16 protein-coding genes are annotated in these 19289 nt (G+C 42.8%); 9 read left to right on the top strand and 7 right to left on the bottom strand.

Going from position 1 to position 19289, the window contains the following annotated elements; all coding sequences use genetic code 11:
- Position 1: 1 nt before the first annotated feature.
- The 3 genes from CYCPU_RS0109310 to CYCPU_RS0109300 are packed head-to-tail and all read right to left on the bottom strand — an operon-like array spanning position 2 to position 3016.
- Entirely contained in the window at positions 2–1351 is a 1350-nt protein-coding gene (locus CYCPU_RS0109310) for a GldG family protein (protein ID WP_020162558.1), read from the bottom strand.
- Positions 1348–2091 (bottom strand): ABC transporter permease subunit, encoded by a 744-nt coding sequence (locus tag CYCPU_RS0109305; protein ID WP_015006597.1) that lies wholly within the window; start codon positions 2089–2091, stop codon positions 1348–1350. The genes CYCPU_RS0109310 and CYCPU_RS0109305 overlap by 4 nt, the downstream gene beginning before the upstream one ends.
- Positions 2084–3016 (bottom strand): ABC transporter ATP-binding protein, encoded by a 933-nt coding sequence (locus tag CYCPU_RS0109300; protein WP_015006596.1) that lies wholly within the window; start codon positions 3014–3016, stop codon positions 2084–2086. Before CYCPU_RS0109300 ends, CYCPU_RS0109305 begins: the two co-directional genes overlap by 8 nt.
- Positions 3017–3169: 153 nt before the next feature.
- Between CYCPU_RS0109300 and CYCPU_RS0109295 the strand changes: the two genes are divergently transcribed.
- From CYCPU_RS0109295 to CYCPU_RS0109270, 6 genes are all read left to right on the top strand, one after another.
- Positions 3170–5113, top strand: a complete 1944-nt coding sequence (locus tag CYCPU_RS0109295) for a hydantoinase/oxoprolinase family protein (protein ID WP_020162557.1) — start codon at positions 3170–3172, stop codon at positions 5111–5113.
- A 333-nt stretch (positions 5114–5446) separates the two neighbouring features.
- Positions 5447–5839: a limonene-1,2-epoxide hydrolase family protein gene (locus CYCPU_RS0109290; RefSeq protein WP_015006594.1), complete on the top strand. Its 393-nt coding sequence runs from the start codon at positions 5447–5449 to the stop codon at positions 5837–5839.
- Between the two features lie 117 nt (positions 5840–5956).
- Entirely contained in the window at positions 5957–6820 is an 864-nt protein-coding gene (locus CYCPU_RS0109285; protein WP_015006593.1) for an alpha/beta fold hydrolase, read from the top strand.
- The gene (gene hpaH, locus CYCPU_RS0109280) at positions 6814–7617 is read left to right on the top strand and encodes a 2-oxo-hept-4-ene-1,7-dioate hydratase (RefSeq protein WP_015006592.1); all 804 of its coding nucleotides are present in this window, start codon (positions 6814–6816) and stop codon (positions 7615–7617) included. The genes CYCPU_RS0109285 and hpaH overlap by 7 nt, the downstream gene beginning before the upstream one ends.
- 25 nt (positions 7618–7642) lie before the next feature.
- Positions 7643–8419, top strand: coding sequence for an HpcH/HpaI aldolase family protein (locus CYCPU_RS0109275; RefSeq protein ID WP_015006591.1), 777 nt, complete (start codon positions 7643–7645; stop codon positions 8417–8419).
- A 348-nt stretch (positions 8420–8767) separates the two neighbouring features.
- Entirely contained in the window at positions 8768–9655 is an 888-nt protein-coding gene (locus tag CYCPU_RS0109270) for an EamA family transporter (protein ID WP_020162556.1), read from the top strand.
- A gap of 150 nt (positions 9656–9805) precedes the next feature.
- Here CYCPU_RS0109270 and CYCPU_RS0109265 read toward each other — a convergent pair whose 3' ends face one another.
- Entirely contained in the window at positions 9806–10381 is a 576-nt protein-coding gene (locus CYCPU_RS0109265) for an aromatic-ring-hydroxylating dioxygenase subunit beta (protein WP_015006589.1), read from the bottom strand.
- A gap of 45 nt (positions 10382–10426) precedes the next feature.
- Entirely contained in the window at positions 10427–11758 is a 1332-nt protein-coding gene (locus CYCPU_RS0109260; protein ID WP_015006588.1) for an aromatic ring-hydroxylating dioxygenase subunit alpha, read from the bottom strand.
- 315 nt (positions 11759–12073) lie between these two features.
- On the opposite strand from CYCPU_RS0109260, the gene CYCPU_RS0109255 reads away from it, so the two are divergent.
- On the top strand, positions 12074–13534 hold the full coding sequence (locus CYCPU_RS0109255) for a 2-hydroxymuconic semialdehyde dehydrogenase (protein WP_020162555.1): 1461 nt from the start codon (positions 12074–12076) through the stop codon (positions 13532–13534).
- Positions 13535–13582: 48 nt separating this feature from the next.
- On the opposite strand, the gene gstA is transcribed toward CYCPU_RS0109255, so the two are convergent.
- Entirely contained in the window at positions 13583–14194 is a 612-nt protein-coding gene (gene gstA, locus CYCPU_RS0109250; protein WP_015006586.1) for a glutathione transferase GstA, read from the bottom strand.
- Between the two features lie 177 nt (positions 14195–14371).
- On the opposite strand from gstA, the gene CYCPU_RS0109245 reads away from it, so the two are divergent.
- Together CYCPU_RS0109245 and CYCPU_RS0109240 are read left to right on the top strand one after the other, a co-directional pair.
- Positions 14372–14782 carry a BphX family protein gene (locus CYCPU_RS0109245; RefSeq protein ID WP_016390589.1) on the top strand — a complete coding sequence of 137 codons (411 nt, stop codon included), beginning with the start codon at positions 14372–14374 and terminating at the stop codon, positions 14780–14782.
- 50 nt (positions 14783–14832) lie between these two features.
- Positions 14833–17265, top strand: a complete 2433-nt coding sequence (locus tag CYCPU_RS0109240; RefSeq protein ID WP_026362652.1) for a heavy metal translocating P-type ATPase — start codon at positions 14833–14835, stop codon at positions 17263–17265.
- Here CYCPU_RS0109240 and CYCPU_RS0109235 read toward each other — a convergent pair.
- Positions 17262–19106, bottom strand: coding sequence for a sensor domain-containing protein (locus tag CYCPU_RS0109235; protein ID WP_232228631.1), 1845 nt, complete (start codon positions 19104–19106; stop codon positions 17262–17264). The two genes, CYCPU_RS0109240 and CYCPU_RS0109235, sit on opposite strands and share 4 nt — an antisense overlap.
- Positions 19107–19289: the final 183 nt, after the last annotated feature.

Genomic DNA, 19289 nt, shown 5'->3' with positions numbered 1-19289 from the left:
CTTAACGTTTTTTGCGTTTAAGCCAAATGAGCAGGCCACTGACGATAAAGAGGGCCGGTAGCAGAAACAAAAACCCAAGACCAAAAATAAGCGACCACTGTTGGCTTATTTCTAGTGTGGTATCGGGCGCTGTTTTTGCAGGAATATCAATAAAGGAATCATCGTGGTTGAGCCATTGAATCAGACTAAGACCAAGGTCTAAATTAGCGCCATTACCAAGAAAAGTATTGGATAAGAAATCCGCATCGCCCAAAACAATAATGCGCTGCTCTTTGGTATTGTCATCTTTTTTATTCAGCGCATAACCAATTGTAATGGGGCCCTGCTTTTCATCCGTATCGGGGTCAAATTGTATTTGCCCTTCAATATCACCTGTTTCTGTCCATGAACGTTCCAGCGTAGATAATAAGGGGTCGGCTTGATAAGGGCTGTTAGCTAATAAACTGAGTCCAGCGGCGCCTGGAAACAAGCTCATAGCCTTTAAATGTTTGGTTGCTAAATGGTTAGGGTATGCGGTGACCAAGGCAAAGGTTGGGTCATCAATACCAAAGACTTGGGTAGTGGCATCGACCACAGTGCCGGGCAAGAGTTGAATCGTTAACAGTTCTGTTAAAGGCTTAAGAGGTTCGGATTGATTAGGTTCGCCCAACAATAATAATGCCCGACCTTTAGCAAGATATTGTTTTATCACGTCGATTTCTCCGGCTAGGTAATTTACCTGTGGGTCAGCGATGACGAGCAAGGATGTATTGTTTGGTATGGATGGCGTATCCATTAGATTAATGGTTTGGCTATTAATGCCTTTGTTTTTTAATTCGTTTGCGAATAGGCCAAAGTCATAATTTGAATGGCCTGCTGGGTTGCGCTCGCCGTGCCCGGTGAGAAAAACAACCCAACGCTGATCACTATTAGCAAGCCTTTGTAGGGCATTGGTAAAGGCTTGCTCGTTTAATTGTTGTAGTGATTCGCGTTTACCGTTATAGCGAATCACTAACTCACCATCGGCGGTGATGCCTTCTTCACGTGCTTGGTCAGGGCGTATATCGGGGTTAATAAGGGTTAATGTAATATCTGTTTTATGGTGGCTATATTTATCAATAAGCTCAGAGATTTGTTGGCGCAAAATATCATTTTCAGTGGCGTACGCGTCTACCTCTATGGGGTGTGTTAATTGTTTCAGTAATTGGATGCTCGGGGTAGATAACGAATTTCTACTATTGGCTGTCCAATCAAATTGGGCGGTATATTGTGTGCTTAGCCAAGCGAGTAGGCCAAGTACGCCAAGAAATAAAAGTGTGAAAACGACATTTTGCAGCCGAATAAATTGGTGTGCTTTGCGGGATATTTTCATTTTTGTAAACGGTCGTTATCTAATCGACGAATGCTGAGAATTAAAAACCCGGCTATAAACAAAATAAAGTAAAAAATATCAGTCGAGTGTATTAAGCCGCGTAGTAAGTTTTCGAAATGTCGCATGATAGAAATATATTCAAGCACACTGCTGCTGTTACCAGCCCAATCAATAATCCATAAGAGTAATAAAGCGCCAAAACTTCCGATTGCTGCAACCGTTGGTTGAGAGGCAATAGCAGACATGTAAAGCCCTAGCGCATTGAACGAAGCCATCAGTAAGACCATGGCAAGCAGGCAGGCGAAAAGCTTGCCTATATCGAGTTCGCCTACAGTCAATAACGAGAGCGGCATTAGGGTGATGGATAAAAGAATAATCAGTAAGAAAGCAAAAATGGCAAGGAATTTACCAAGCACAATTTCAGTTAGACTGACGGGAGCAGAAAACAGCAAGCTAATGGTTTTGTTGCGGCGTTCATCACTGATGGTTCGCATGGTTAGCAGTGGAATAATAAGTAACAAGATGACAGCAGCATTACCAAACAGCGGTGCGACAATCAGATCGGTTACGCCAGGCGCACCCGGTATACCAATAAGTTTGGGTTGTATCGCTAAATAATAATCAATTTGTGTTAAAAACATGTAGGCCAAAATAAGCTGGCTAACACCGAGAATGGTCCACGCAAGTGGTGACAGAAATAAACTGCGCAGTTCTCGGCTGGCAATCGTGAAACTATTCATGGTTATTTGAATGTTGAGTGAGTGAAAGGAAAATTTGTTCCATATCGTGTTGCTGAGGTGTCAACTCTAGCAAGCCCCAGTTATTTGTTACCGACAGCTCGACTATCGTTTCTGAGATACTAGTGCCTTGGGTATGCTGAATCAGGTACTGCCCGGTGTCGAGGGCTTCAAGGGCTGTTATGTTGGGCACGTTTTGCAGTACTTCCTCGTTCGGTTGTTGACGAAAGCGCACTATTAAGCTCGAAGACGTCATTCTGCGAGATAAGCCTTCAACAGGCTCATTTAATACCAGTTTTCCGTGATGAATGATTTGTACTCTACTGCATGAATGCTGAACCTCGGGCAGTATATGAGTGGATAAAATGACACTGTGTTCATTGCCAAGTTCACGAATGAGTTCACGAATTTCTAAAATTTGAATAGGGTCTAGGCCAACCGTGGGTTCGTCTAAAATAATCACCGATGGGTTATGTAAAATAGCTTGAGCAATACCAACGCGTTGTTGATAACCCTTTGATAAATTGCCAATTAAACGATGCCCCATGTCGCTTAAACCACATTTTAGCTTTCCACGTTCTACAGAGAGTTTAATGGCGTGTTTACGTAAACCGTGCAGTTTGGCGCAGTAGCGCAGGTATTCATCTACCGTCAGATCTGGATAAACAGGGGGTATTTCAGGCAAAAACCCTAATTCAGCTTTGGCAAGTTTGGGTTGGTCGATAATGTCATAACCATTAATTTTAATTTCACCGACGGTGGGTGTTAAGTTGCCACAAATCATTTTCATGGTGGTTGATTTACCAGCCCCATTTGGCCCCAAAAAGCCAAGAACCTCGCCTTTATTAAGCGAAAAGCTTACATCGTCAACAGCACAATGGTGACCAAATTGACGCGATAAATGGTTAACTTCTATTAGGCTGCTCATCAAATTTAGTATCTGTGATCTTAGTTTAGGGGGTTAAACGAAGGAGTCTAATATGTGCCTGACTTCCTTTCAAGCAACGATGGTCAGATAAATAGGGGTGAATCTATTATAGAGGCATGTAAAAATACAGGTTTAAAAGGTTGAGCTTTTTTCATGTTATTAGGTATAGATACTGGCGGCACTTTCACCGATTTTGTTTACATAGACGATCAAGGCGTGCGTATTCATAAGGTGCTTTCAACCCCAGAGGCTCCTGAAAAAGCTATTTTGCAAGGCATTAATGCCTTGGGCGTTGATAATGAAAGTTTGTTGATTGTGCATGGATCAACAGTGGCGACTAATGCTGTATTAGAAAAAAAAGGTGTCCGTTGCTGCTTTGTGACAAACCATGGCTTAGCGGATATGTTAACGATAGGTCGCCAAGCAAGGAAAGAGCTTTACAACTTAAACCCAAAACCGGAAGAGCCGCCGGTGCCCTCAAACTTGTGTTTGGAAACGGGCGGGCGTGTCTCAGCGCAGGGTGAAGTGATTGAACCGCTATGCGATGAGCAGATCGCAACATTGATTTCAAAAATAAATTATCTAGAACCAGAAGCAGTTGCGATTAATTTCTTATTCTCTTTTTTAGATGATGCAGCAGAAAGACGATTAGAGGCGGCCATGCCTGAAGGTTTATTTGTATCGCGTTCATCGCTGGTTTTGGCTGAATATAAAGAATATGAACGCGGTATGGCGACTTGGTTGAATGCTTATGTTGGGCCGTTAGTCATTGGTTATCTAGATAGACTAAGAGCAGCAGTTAAAGCATCATCCGTTTCTGTGATGCAAAGCTCTGGTGGAACGATAGCCGCAGAACAGGCAGGTAAACAAGCGGTTCGAATGCTTTTGTCTGGCCCTGCTGGCGGATTAATGGCCGCATTACATATAGGTGAAAAAGCAGGGTTTGATCGTCTGTTAACGTTGGATATGGGGGGGACGTCTACGGATGTGGCCTTATTAGATGGTGCGATAGCGTTAACAAACGAGGGGCAAATTGAGGGTTATCCCGTTGCGGTTCCAATGGTGGATATGCATACCATTGGTGCAGGCGGTGGCTCTATTGCATCTGTTGATGCAGGTGGGTTGCTGTGTGTTGGACCTGCATCTGCGGGTGCCTCACCTGGGCCAGCTTGTTATGGCAAAGGTGGGCAGGCAGTAACAGTAACGGATGCCAATGTATATTTGGCTAGAATTAATACGCGTTATTTTCTTGGTGGTGATATGCCCTTAGATATAAAGTCGACAAATCAAGCAATGGAGAGCTTAGCGGCAGACTTGGGATGTGAACCTAAAGAGGCAGCGCAAGGGGTTATTAAGTTAGCGAATGAACATATGGCACGAGCGTTACGTGTTATTTCAATTCAGCGTGGTATTGATCCAAGGCCTTATGCCTTAATGACGTTTGGTGGGGCAGGCAGTTTGCATGTGTGTGCTTTAGCGGAGGCTTTGGGAATGCAAACAGCCATAGTCCCTGTTAACTCGGGTGTGCTGTCTGCCTTTGGGATGTTAGCAGCGCCACGCTCGCGTGAGTTGTCCCGAAGCTTACTAGGGCGGTTGGATGATGTAGCTGTTGAGCAAATAGAGCATGGTTTTTTAACTTTAGTGAGGCAAGGCCAAGCAGAATTAATGGCGGAAGGCGTGTCCTTAGACGATATAAAAATAAACTACCTGGTTGATCTAAGGTATGTCGGTCAGTCGTATACGTTGCCAATACAATGGAGTGATTCGGCGACAGTGATTAAAGACTTTCATACGATGCATAAGAGCCGTTATGGGCATGATCTAGAGCTGGCCGTTGAATTAGTTAATCTGAGGGTGTCATTATCGGGTGAAATGCCGAAGCCTAGGTTAGTTGAACAGTGTTCACGTGATAAAGACGGTAAGGTGCCTGTTGAAATGGATGATGGAATGCATATTTACCAACGAAAAGAGTTAATGTCGAATGACGTAATTAATGGGGAAGCGCTCATTGTTGAACAGGTGGCAACCACGTACCTAGCCGCTGGTTGGCAATGTCAGGTTGATCATATAGGTAACTTGGTTCTATCGAAACTATAGCTGACATTGCTTTTTAAAAGCTCAGTCTAAAACAAGAACAGCTGAATGATGATGGCCTGCCAAAGTTTTAAAAAAATACAATAATGAGGAGAATCAACTAGCTTTGCTTCGACTTGAGAATTAGATTAAAGTTAAGAGTAGATTTTTACTAAATCTCAAGCATAAAAAGCATTGATTTAGTCGCTGTAAGTGGTTAGCATTATGCCGATCTGTAAAAATAACAAGTGTTAGTTTTCTTTTGAGTCGCCAACATCTGCGTTTTGTGTCGTGCATGTTGAATGCTAGCCCTAAGTGGTATGAAAAGCGCGGTTCTCATATATAAGAAGGAGGGGCATGCTGGTAACCAATAATGAGGAAACGGTTAAGCGATTCTGTGAGGCTTGGGATGAAATGGATCAGGATACAATCTTATCGTTAATGAGTGATGATGCTGTTTACCATAACTTACCGCTAGGGCCATTAAAGGGCCGCGAGCAAATAGCAGGCTCTGTAGAAGGTTTTTTAAAGATGACAGCAAGCACTGAATTTAAAATATTAACCTTGGTGGCAGATGGTAAGCGTGTTGTAACCGAACGAGTCGATACCTTTGCTTTTAAAGATGGCACGATGATGGAAGAACTGCCAGTATTAGGTATATTTGAGTTTGATAATAATGGCAAAATAAGTTCGTGGCGTGAGTATTGGGATATGCAAGATTGGCTTAAACGTGGTGGACCAGTGTTATAGCAGACGTTAAATGAATACTGTTATTTTATAGTGGTGAATAAACTAATGGGCCTTTTAAGGGCCATCGTTTTTAGAGTTGTAGAAGTTTTTTATAAATTAATATAGAGGAAGAGAAATATGAGTTTTGAAATGGTTGAAAAAATGATCCCTTCAGGGGAGCTTGCAAGTAATTGTATTATTGCAGGAAACCCTAAAAATCCACCGCTATTGTTATTACATGGTGCAGGCCCAGGAGCCAGTGCGATGTCAAATTGGGCGCAATGTGCTCCTATTTTAGCAAAAGATTTTTATGTGATTGCACCGGATGCGATTGGTTTCGGCCAATCAGAATTACCGAAAGAAGTGCCGACAAAAATTGCTAGATGGATGGGCTATCGCGTGGAGCAAATTAAGGGCTTGCTTGATGAGTTAGGCATTGAAAAAACACATATTATTGGTAATTCAATGGGTGGTGCGCTTGCTATGCAGTGTGTTGTTGAAATGCCAGATCGTTTTGATAAGTGTATGTTGATGGGCGCTATCGGTGCGCCATTCGAAAAATCATCCACGCTTACACGTATGATGACTTTTTATGATGATCCAAGAAAAGCGCGTTACCGTGAGTTAATTCAAAGCTTTGTTTATGATCCAAGTATCTTTGAAGATTTAGAAGCAGTGATGCAAGATCGTTTTGATAAAGCAATGGACCCTAAAATGCGTCCTATTCAAGAAGTAATGTTTAAAGCGATGAATGAAGAGATGAATACAGTGCTCGTTATTCCACCACCTATCCTTGCTTCTATGGACCATGAATGGGCGATTATTCACGGTCGTCAAGATAAAGTGGTACCACTAGAAACTAGCATGTACTTCTTACAGCATTTGAAACGTGCTGAGCTACATGTATTGGATCGTTGTGGTCACTGGGCTCAAACACAACGTTGGGACGGTATGTATCCAATTATTATGTCTCACTTCTTGGGTAAAGAAATCAGGTGTTAGACCAAAAAATATTAGAAGCCTCTGCGCTAGCGCTTGATAAAGCGCTAGCCAGTGGTGAGACTATCCCGCAGTTCTCTCAGCTGTATCCTGAAATGACCATTGAAGATGGTTATGCCATCCAAGCTGAATGGACAAAAATTAGGTTGGCTCAAGGGCGAAAAATTGTAGGGCGAAAAATTGGTTTAACATCCCGTGCTATGCAAATGGCATCGCAAATAACCGAGCCTGATTACGGTACGTTAATGGATGATATGGTATTTTCAGATAACTCTGAAATTCCATTTGACCGTTTTATTGCGCCGTTGGTTGAAGTAGAGATAGCATTTGTTTTAGGAAAACGCCTTGTTGGTGAAGATATTACGCTAACGGATGTGCTGAAAGCGACTGACTATGTTTGTCCAGCTGTAGAAATAGTTGATTCACGGGTAATACGTGTAGACCCAGAAACCGGCAAACGACGCAAAGTGTTTGATACTATTGCGGACAATGCTGCTTGTGCTGGTTTAATTACTGGTGGCCGACCAGTAAAGCCAATGGATGTTGATTTAAGATGGATAGGTGGTGTCATTTCGCGTAATGGTTTAATCGAAGAAACGGGCGTTTCTGCGGGCGTGCTTAATCACCCAGGTAATGGGATTGTATGGCTGGCAAAGCGTTTTGCTCCGCATGGTATATCGCTGGAACCGGGGCAAGTGATATTAGGTGGCTCATTTACGCGCCTTTTGTCAGTCGAACGTGGAGATACCTTTCATGCTGATTTTGGCACTTTGGGTAGCATTGGATTCCGTTTCGTCTAATTAAATATTTAAGAGGTAGAGAAATATGTCATTACCGATGACAAAGAATATATTTAAGCAGTCGATACAGGCGAATAAAAAACAACTGGGCGCCTTTATGGCACTGGCCGATTCTACGGCAGCAGAGCTGATGGCGACGACCGGTTTTGACTGGTTGTTGATCGACGCCGAACACGGCCCGAATGATATCAAAAATATTATGCATCAACTGCAAGCGATGAGTGCGTATGACGTTAACTCAGTTGTTCGCTTGCAAGATCATAATGTTGGCGATATTAAAAGGGTGCTTGATATTGGTGCGCAAACATTGCTTATTCCTATGGTTGACACGGCTGAGCAAGCGAAGCAATTAGTCGACGCGGTACGTTATGCACCGAAGGGTGTGCGAGGTATGGGAGGGGCTTTGACCCGAGCAACTCGCTGGGGGAGCATCAAAGATTACCTTCAACAAGCAGACGATAATATTTGTTTAGTCTTACAGCTAGAAAGTAAAGAAGGCATTGCGGATCTTGATGCGATTACTCAAGTTGATGGTGTAGATGCGGTGTTTATAGGCCCTGCAGACTTAGCGGCTGCAATGGGCTATATAGGTCAACCTGGACACCCTGAAGTTTGTAAGGTCGTTGAGCGATCAATTAAGCGTGTTCATGAACTTGGAAAGCCGGTGGGTGTTTATTGTGGTGATCCTGAACAAGCAGAGCGCTACCAACAAATGGGAGCTAGTTTTTTCTTGATTGGAGCAGATACCTTATTGTTAAAGGCAGCTGCTGGCTCTTTGCTAGATCGCTTTAATAAGGATTAGCCTTTTTCTTGTTTTATAAAAAGCTTATGGGTGATGTGCTCATAAGCTTTTTTAATGCGCCATGAAAAATTTAAATGAGATAGGTGATATTAAAGGAGGTCGCTCTTTCATTTAACCCAGCGCCTTGTTGTTATGGGCTAATGTGGCGATGGTTGGTTCGTATTAAATAAATTTGTATATGCTGTTTAAGTATTAAAAGTGTTAGCGAATGAGTAGTGAATCACAGTCAGTCATATTGATACGGATGTTAAGGTAAACTGTCATTAATAAAGCTGATACAGAGCCTGAATATTGGTATTATATTAGCTTGTAATAATATTCTGGTTTATTCCTACCTAGGACATCATTTTGATATCAATTATCCCCTCCTATGTCTGGCTAACATTGCTGGCATCTGTTTTTCATGCGTTTAGCTTTACGTATACTAAACAGTTCTTAGCGCATTCTTTGAATCGCCAAAAGTTAGCTTTTTACAGTCAGTATGCAGTGGGGTTTCTAGCGGTACTATTATTGCCGTTTGTTGATTTAGCACAATTGTGGGAGCAGTTTTGGCTAGTCTTATCGATGTGTGTGCTCGTGCTATTGGGACAAACAAGTTATCTCAATGCAATGCGGCATGGTGATGCGTCATTTGTAGTGCCGATGTTGGGCTGTAAAATTTTTGCAGTGGCTGGCTTGTCGGTACTGTTTTTTGAACAAACCTATCCGCCGAGTGTCTATCTTGCGGGGCTAGGTGCTTTCGTTAGTTTGTTTTTTTTAAATGACGGTAAATTACATGGCTCGCCGTTGGCATTGTTCTTTGTATTGTTAACGTGTTTCTTCTTTGCCTTGGCCGATATAATTGTCGTCCATGTATTGAAAAATGGCATGGGGGGGTTGGAATTGGCGGTGTTTGTTTTTGTTGTTCCAGCCGTATTATTAATGCCACTTTCACCAATTTTGTTTAAAAATGACTGGAAGGTTTCAAAACCGTTTGGTAAATCATTGCTTATATATGCGTTAGCGCACTTCATGGGGCTTATTATTTTGATGTATGCGTTTAAGTTATCGGAAGAGGCAACGATGATAAATATTGTGCAAGCGTCAAGAGGCTTTATTGCCGTAGGTGTGGTTTATGTATTAGCCCGGTTTGGTTTGAGCCAAATGGAAAAACTGACGCGTAAACAATTAATTAGTCGACTAGCAGGCGGTTTGCTAATGTTTGGCTCGTTAGCGGTTGCTGTGGCAGGTATATGAGGGTTTAGTGGTGATGCGCTAAGGCCGAAAGAATCTGGCTGTCGGTTCGGCTACTCTTTGGATCAAGGGTATTTTAGAGCAGAGTTTATTATGCCATGAGGTCGCTGCGAATATTGGCAACAACCTCATGGTAGTCTGGTTTCTATCTAACTAGAAAAAGATACTAATATTGTTTGATAGGATGGTGCTTTGGTCTACTAAAATGGTACGTTTGGCTATTTTAAAGCCTAATGTATTATCTGAGCGGCGCAGCACGTCGTGACGTTCGCCTGCAAAAATATCCACCTGCGTTTCTAAGCGGTTTCGATAAACAATAAATGATGAGCAAACATTGAAGGTGTCTTTCTGTTCACCTTCGGTAATAATCACGTTTGAAACGGTGTGACGTGTTCGCGAAGCTGGGTTTTCAGACCAACTAAAGTCACTGAGAAGCTTTCTTAAACGTCCGTTCATTGTGGTTTTGTCTTCATCGAAATGAGCGAATTCATGCTGGTTAGTATATTCAACTAAATCACTAGCTCGAACGCGTCCACGTCGTTGCATAGCGTTTCTTCTAATGGGCATATAATAGTGAATGTCGTCATCTAATAAGGCAAACCAATCTTCGTATTTGATGTTGTCTAATAGTAGCGCTTCGCGGTAATAAAACTGCTCAATTTCGTTTTGTAGTGCAAGGTCAGCCGCAGGGCTTGAAATAATTTCTTTAATGTTAATAGGTGAGGCCATAGTCGATTCCAAAAGTAATTTTTAGGTTAAGATCAGCTCTTAAAGTTAAGGTTTTAAGGTGTCCCAGCTGAGCTCAGTCATCATTCTTAACCAGTGCTGATACATGCCACGAGCGGCATCTTCACTGTAAACACCACTAATGCGGCCAGGGAAGTCAGGGTGATCGGTAGTTGAGTCACCTAACCCCATTTGCATATTAAGCTTAGTTTTTCGAGCCTTATTGCCTCTGAAAAGCTTTTGAACCTCAATCCAGTTTTCACCATCGTCTTGTTCAAAAACACCACCGGCAGAAAAGGTGCGAATATTCTGTTTTCTGAACTCTTCTTTAATATGATCAGGTGCATCAGCATCAACCACAATAAATGCCCATACTTCGATTTCGTTAGGGCCACGAGGGTGCCAAGTACGGATGGTGTTAACGCCCGGCAAAAAGGAGCAAGTAGGGAAGATGGTCATGTGTTGCCCCATCATACGTTGACCAAACATAGGGCCTAGGCGTTTTGAAGCTATCTCGGCCTGCGGGCTGGTGGTAATATATTCAGTAATGGCCGGGCCCATAATGCACTGCAAAAGACCGGGTTGATCTACATAGTACCCGGTGCCATGACCGCCCCATTTAGCGCGGAACTGGTTGCCTTGAGTTGGGATATCAATATCGTTCAAGTTAAGCTCTTCAGGTAAACCAGCGGTAAAACCAGATAAGTGAGACATAGTGGCAGCATGATACATATCGCTACAAAATTGTTCGGCAGCAAATTTCCAGTTGGTGGGGATAACCCACTTTTGAATGCCGCCGATGGCTTCTGTGCCTGCCTCGGTCCGGTTAAACATCACATCGATATAAGGTTTTGAGTCAGATAGGTATTCGTCTAACGAAGGTGCTTGTTCATCCCAGTTTGCAAAAATGAGTCCGCGATAGGTTTCAACACGTGCTTGCAAGGGGCTCCACTCTGATTTGTCTAAGGGCTCACAATGGCCTTCTTTCTCGAAGGGGATATCAATTAACTGGCCAGAAATGTCGTGAGCCCAGCCGTGGTATGTGCAAACAAATGCTTTGGCGTTGCCTGCGTCATCACGGGATAATTTCATGCCTCGATGATGGCACTGGTTTAAGAAAACACGAAGGCTAGCATCCTTTTGTCGCACTAGAATGACAGGGTCTTCACCAATATAAGTGTTTAGGAAGTCGCCGGTATTAGGAACATGACTCTCGTGTCCAAGTAGGATCCATGAACGAGCGAATACACGTTCAAGCTCAAGTTCATAGAGTGCCTCATCATTATAGATGCGTGCATCTATAATTCCGTTTTTGTCGCTGACTAACTTTTTGATCTCATTGATAGACCAATTAGACGTGCTTTTTTCCTCATTATTCATGAATTACTGTTCTCCAAAAGTGATTTTTAAGTTCTTTAGAATAAAATATTGATTAAAGTCATTGTAGTTTAAAAAATTTAAAAAAATCTATCTTTAGTTAGATTTGAGCGACAGGTTGTTTGATAATGCAGGGTTTAAAGCTTTAAAGTAAGGTATTAAAACTCAGATATTGGCTTATTTTAGATAAGCTTGTGTTTTGATGACATTAATTTTAAGTCGTTTAAAGACTATGATTGATGATGATCAATGCGTGGTGTATTTAGCCACGGTAGAATAAATTATTTTATCATTCAGTTAACTATTTAAGGAAGGCATATGCAACATATTAATCATTTCATAAATGGCGAGTTTGTATCCGCTGTTGACGGTAAATCATTTGAAAAACGCTCCCCTGTTGACCGGCGCCTTATCGCTCAGGTATCTGAAGGGGGTAAGGTTGATGTTGATCGTGCAGTCCAAGCAGCGCGTGCCGCTTTAAATGGTGAATGGGGAGCTTTTACCATGGAGCAACGCGTTGAGATTTTATATGGTGTTGCCGATGAGATTACCCGACGTTTTGATGATTTTGTAGAAGCGGAAATGGCAGATACGGGCCAACCTAAAAGTATTATGACGCATGCGTTTATTCCTAGAGGCGCGGCAAACTTTAAAATTTTTGCTGATGTCATTAAGAATGTTCCGAATGAGTCATTTCAAACGACAACACCCGATGGTTTAGGTGCGCTGAACTATGCTATTCGTGTACCAAAAGGGGTTGTTGGTGTGGTGTCGCCTTGGAATGCACCCTTTTTGTTAATGACGTGGAAAGTAGGGCCGGCGCTGGCTTGTGGAAATACGGTGGTGGTTAAGCCTTCTGAAGAGACGCCATTAACCACTGCTTTATTGGGTGAAGTCATGAATAAAGTAGGCGTACCAAAAGGCGTGTTTAATGTTGTTCACGGTTTTGGGCCTGACTCTGCCGGTGAGTATTTAACACATCATCCAAAGGTAGACGCTATTACCTTTACCGGTGAAACGACTACAGGAGCGGCCATTATGAAAGCCGCATCGGAGGGGATGCGAGATGTTTCCTTTGAGCTGGGTGGTAAAAATGCGGGTATTGTCTTTGCAGATAGTGATTTTGATAAAGCGGTTGATGGGATATACAAGTCCTCATTCTTGAATTCTGGGCAGGTCTGCTTAGGCACGGAGCGTGTTTATGTTGAGCGGCCCATTTTTGATAAATTTGTGGAAGCACTGAAGCAAAAAGTCGAAAAAGTGCGCCACGGTAGGCCGGATGATGAAAACTGTAATTTTGGCCCAATGATTAGCCATGAGCATCAAGCAAAGGTACTGTCTTATTATGCAAAAGCAGTTGAGGAAGGCGCAACAGTTGTCACGGGAGGTGGCGTTCCCAGCATGCCAGAAGAATTAAAAGAGGGTGCTTGGGTGGAGCCAACCATTTGGACGGGGCTTGCAGAAGATGCAACGGTCATGAAGGAAGAAATTTTTGGTCCTTGCTGCCACATTGCGCCATTTGACGATGAGCAACAAGTGATTAACTGGGCCAATGATACAGAATATGGTTTATCAACAACCGTATGGACACGGGATTTGTCACGCGCTCACCGCGTGGCTGCCAAAATTGATGTGGGTATTACCTGGATTAATAGCTGGTTCTTACGTGATTTAAGAACCGCTTTTGGTGGCTCTAAGCAATCAGGTATTGGACGAGAGGGTGGTGTTCATTCCTTAGAGTTTTATACTGAAACACGGAATGTTTGCGTTAAATTGTAATGAAATAACCGAGGTGCCTTATGGGCACCTCGATTACTTGCTTAAGACTTAAGCTAAACCTTCATGCTTAAGTGCTTCTTGTACAGCAGGGCGAGAGCCAATACGCTCTTGGAATGCTTTAAGTGATGGCCAAGGTGAGGCATCAAATTCAAAGTATGGGTGCCAGCTTAAGATAACGAATAAGTAGATATCTGCTACTGAGAACTGATCACCTACTAGGTACTCACTATCACCCATTGACTCAACTAATTGAGTTAGGCGCTTGCTATAACCTTCAATAAAAACACCTTTTGTATCATCAGAAAGAGCAGGGTTAAATAAAGGCGCAAGTCCTTTATGTAATTCTGTTGATAAAAAGTTTAACCATTGCTGTAACTTTGCACGTTCAAACGTGTCAGCAGCAGGTGCTAGGTTTTTTTCAGGTGCTAAGCTTGCGATGTATTGCACAATAGCAGGACCTTCGAATAAAAATTCACCGCTATCAAGCTGTAACGCAGGCACATAACCGCAAGGGTTAATGTCAAGATAGTTATCACCATTCTCGAGAGTGTGTGATTGCAAGTCTACTTTTACTAGCTCTGTTTTAGCTGTTAAACCTGCTTCATGAATAGCAATATGTGGAGATAAAGAACATGATCCTGGGGAGTAATAAAGTTTCATACGTGTTATTCCTTATAATTATCGTTAGTTAAAAATCCCAAAATAAATGTGGGTCATTGTCTACTAAAAGCATCAATATGCTTAGTTTTATTGTAACGCCGTTCTTTGATTATTGTTAAGTAAATGCTAGTGTATTCGTGCTTTAAAAAATTAATCAAAATCTAGGAGAGCAATCTGATGAAAGGCTTAAAAGTTTGGATGGTCGGTGTTGGTATTTTTTATATATTAAACTTGGTGTTATTGTGGCCAAGCCTTTGGGGGCCGCAAGTACCTTTGATGTATCCAGGTGTTGAGCTATATCAAGATGAGGTTATATTTCAATTGTTGCTAGATGCTTGGTTGATTGTAGGGCTTGGTTTAGCAGCAATAGGCGTGGTGTTGATTGCTGGCGCACGAAACCCAATGCGCTACTATCCTGCGTTGATTCCTGTGGTGTTTATCACAGAAACGATCTTTGGCATTTGGGATATCTACAGTGCGATGAACCATGAGGATGTTGTTGTGGCACTGATTACGCTGGTTATTCATGTCATTATTATCGCAACAGGGCTTGTGGTCTGGAAGAACGCTAAAGCCTTAGAGGTGTGAATATAGTTTATAAATAATCTTGATCAGTTTTTTTATGAGGAGTTGCTAACATGCATGATTGTTGTCATGAAGCTCAACAGGAGAAGGGAATGAGCCATAAAGACCCTGTATGTGGCATGGATGTTTCTAAAGATACTCAGTACCAGACGGAATATAAGGGCCAATGGTATGGGTTTTGTTGTGAAGGCTGCCTGATAAAATTTAACAAAGATCAAGACATGTACCTGTCGGGTCAAGCACGACCTGAACCTACTGCTGCTCTAGGGGCTAAATATATCTGCCCAATGTGTCCGGGTGTTGAAAGTGATAGCCCAGATATTTGCCCAAAATGTGGTATGGCATTGGAGCCGGAAGCCTTTGTACCTCCATCTAAAAAGACCGAGTATATTTGCCCTATGCATCCAGAGGTGGTGGAAGAGTCACCGGGTTCATGCCCGGTTTGCGGTATGGCTTTAGAAGCGCGAACGGTGGTTTTGGAAGAGGAAAACCCAGAATTAGATGATATGAGTCGACGGTTTACCTTTAGTCTTATATTTACGGTGCCGTTATTTATTATAGCCATGTCAGAAATGCTGGTAGGGGATTTGTTTTTATCATTTTTATCGGCCAAAACATGGCAATGGATTCAGCTACTGCTGGCATCCCCGGTTGTATTATGGGCGGGCTGGCCGTTTTTTGAACGCGCCGTGCAGTCGATAAAAACATGGAACCTTAATATGTTCACCTTGATCGGCTTGGGTGTAACCGTCGCTTGGCTGTATAGCCTCGTGGCGGTGTTCTTCCCTAATGCCTTTCCGGACTCAATGTTCAATGCACAGGGTGTTGTTGCTGTCTATTTTGAAGCGGCTGCAGTGATTATTACCTTGGTATTGTTGGGTCAAGTGTTGGAATTAAAAGCACGCGGTCAAACCAACAAAGCAATTCATTTGTTGGTGGGGCTATCACCTAATACAGCGCGACGGGTGAATGGGCATGGCGATGAAGAGGAAATTTTATTAGAAGATGTTGTTGTCGGTGATGTGCTGCGTGTTCGCCCAGGCGATAAAGTGCCTGTGGACGGTGTTTTACTCGATGGCGGTAGCTCAATAGATGAGTCGATGGTCACCGGTGAGCCTGTGCCGGTGGAGAAAACAGCAGGAGACTCAGTTATTGCCGGTACAGTTAATGGCACTGGCAGCTTTACCTTAACGGCGCAGCACGTGGGCAATGAGACGTTGTTGTCACAAATCATTCATATGGTTAGCGAGGCACAGCGTAGTCGTGCGCCGATTCAGCGTGTGGCGGATGTTGTAGCGTCGTGGTTCGTCCCGATTGTTGTTAGTATTTCTGTGGTGACTTTTTTTGCCTGGTATGCCTTGGCATCCGAATATGCGCTAAGTTTGGCTGTTGTTAATGCCGTTGCGGTGTTAATTATTGCCTGTCCGTGTGCCCTAGGTTTAGCGACACCGATGTCGATTATGGTGGGTATGGGACGTGGTGCGAACATGGGCGTGTTAATCAAAAATGCTGAAATGTTAGAGTTGATGGAAAAGGTGGATACCTTGGTGGTTGATAAAACCGGCACATTAACAGAAGGGAAGCCCAGTGTAACGGGTATCAAAACACTAGGGAAGATGACGACTGATGAGGCGCTCTTATTGGCGGCAAGCCTTGAAAAAGTCAGTGAACATCCACTGGCGGAGGCGGTTGTGAATGCAGCGCAAGAGTTAACTCTGCTTGAGGTGGTTGATTTTAATGCTACTACTGGAAAAGGAGTGTCTGGTGAGATTAATCAGCAGTCTGTATTGTTAGGGAATAAACGTTTTCTGGATGATAACGGGATCGATACGGGTGATTTTAATAGCTTGTCGTTATCTGATAACAGTGCAGGAGAAACTTTATTGTATATGGCGGTAAATGATCAGGCCTGTGCAGTGTTTTTATTAAAGGATGAAATAAAGCCTTCAACACATGAGGCGATAGATCAACTGCACCAAGCTGGTGTAAAAGTCGTGATGTTAACGGGTGACCAGCAGGGGTCAGCTGAGCAGGTAGCCAATCAGTTGGGGATTGATGAATTTAAAGCGGGTGTTTTACCGGCAGAAAAAGCGGATGTTATTAAAAGTCTTCAAGCTGATGGCCATGTGGTAGCGATGGCTGGGGATGGTGTTAACGATGCCCCCGCGCTGGCGCAAGCAAATGTAGGTATTGCAATGGGCAACGGTTCGGATATTGCTATTGAAAGCACTGGAGTTGTACTAGTTAAGGGTGACCTGAGAGGTATCGTCCGCGCGCGTAAATTGAGTAAAGCAACGATGAAAAATATCAGGCAAAACCTTGTGTTTGCTTTTCTTTACAATAGCTTAGGTGTGCCGGTTGCAGCAGGCGTGTTGTACCCTTTCTTAGGGATTTTATTGTCGCCGATGATTGCCGCCGCAGCGATGAGTTTAAGCTCTGTATCAGTGATTGCCAATGCGCTGCGGTTAAAAATGGTAAGGCTTTAAGTTAGGTGATCAAGCAGTTCATCTAGGGGTGCGGGTTTAGCTATGTGGTAGCCTTGAGCATAATCTACCCCGAGTTGCCTAAGCAGCTGAAAAATTTCTTCATTTTCAACGAACTCAGCAATTGTACTCATGCCCATAACATGACCAATTTCATTGATGGAGCGGGTCATCGCTAAATCAATGGGGTCGGACTCAATATGACGAATAAAGCTACCGTCTATTTTTAAATGATTAACGGGTAATTGCTTAAGGTAAGAGAAGGATGACATGCCCGTACCAAAGTCGTCTAATGAGAAAGAGCAGCCCAACTCGTGCATATTGTGTATGAACTCAAATGCCAACGATAAGTTTTGAATGGCCGATGACTCGGTTATTTCAAAGCATATTTTTTTACAATCAATCGCATATTGTTTGAGGTATCGAGTGACATAATGGGAAAGATCCTCGTCTGACAATGATAGGCCTGATAGGTTAATGCTGCATAATTTTGTTTTCGCTAACACATCAGGGTGCTCAGACAGCCATGCCAATGTGTTTTTAATGACCCAATGATCAATTCGGTGTATCAGCCCGTAACGTTCAGCTGGTGGTAAGAAAGCGCCGGGGCTGATGAGTCTTTCATTATCTTTTATTCTGAGTAGGACTTCGTAATGTAAAGATTGGTTACTACCAGGGTTGGTTGGGGCTATTCTTTGTTGATAGAGAATGAATTGGTCGGTGTCGAGCGCAGTGTTTAGCTTGTTAAGCCATTGCATTTGGTGTTGAGGTATGCCCGGCTGTTGCTGAACATTTGAGATATCCATTTCTATAATACAGTTTCTACCTTCTTCTTTTGCTTTATAGCAAGCAGCATCAGCGACTGTTAGTGGGTCGCTTTCAGATTGTAATCCGGAAGAAAAGTGTGCAATGCCCATACTGGCGCCGATATTAAACGTTTTATGATCACAGGTGAAACGAAACTTTTGTATGGTGGATAAGACGTCGTTAGCCACTTTAAGTGCAGCCTCTTTCGGGCACGCTTCCAATAAAATGGCAAACTCGTCGCCACCAAGTCTCGCTAAGGTATCTCGTCCTCGGACTAAAGGCGAAAGAATGGAGGAGAGTTGCCTGAGTAATTGATCTCCACCTTGGTGTCCACAGGTGTCATTAACTATTTTAAATTGATCGAGGTCTATAAAGATCAGGCTATGCCTAATATTGGCTTCTTGAGTTGCAGATAGGCAGTTTGCTAAGCGGCGGCTAAATTCACCACGGTTTAATAAGCCGGTTAAGGTGTCATGAGAGGCTTGATGCTTTAATTGGTTGGTTAAATGATAAGCCGTTGTGATGTCGTTAATAGTAAAGACAAGCCCTAAACGTTCGGCATTTTTGTTGGTTATAAAAGTGCGAGACCACTCAATCGTGGATTTGTTGCCATCTTCGTGCTCAATAAAAGCAACTTGTTGTTTTGCTTCCAACGTTTCTTTATTGATATTAACCAACTCAATGGGCAACGATTCATTGGTTTTTAATATTAAAACCTCATCAATAGCTTGGTGGGTACAGTCTTTTTGTTGAGTGTTTAATAACTTATGGGCAGCGGGGTTGCTATAGTGAATGATACCGTTGAGGTCGGTAACGATAACGCCTTCATGCACTGACTCCATCGTTGCTTGAAGAAAATCTCTCTCGATGCTTAGTTTTTCTTTAATGTTTGAAGTCTCTTTTTCTGGTTGATTAATGCGAGCCTGTTGGTCTTTCAGTTTCTTTTGAGCCTTCGCAGCTATATGAGGCTTAACGGTTGACGAAGGGTTAGAAAGAGGCTTTTGTTCATTTATTAAGAAACCCTTTTGGTTAAACATATCGTCTTTCATTGGCTTAGTTATGTTTAAGGTGCCATAACGCAGCGGCACAGTTTTGAGTGGTTTTTTTAGCAACCTGTACAGCTAATGTAGTGATCATGTGGGTAACCTTATAAATGACAAGATTCTCAATAGATGATTGATTTTATTGAGTTTTGATTTATTACTCCGTTATAAACCAGG

Origin of the sequence: Cycloclasticus pugetii PS-1 (assembly GCF_000384415.1) — a bacterium.
Classification (GTDB): domain Bacteria; phylum Pseudomonadota; class Gammaproteobacteria; order Methylococcales; family Cycloclasticaceae; genus Cycloclasticus; species Cycloclasticus pugetii.
This window is presented reverse-complemented; position numbering and strand designations above follow the sequence as displayed.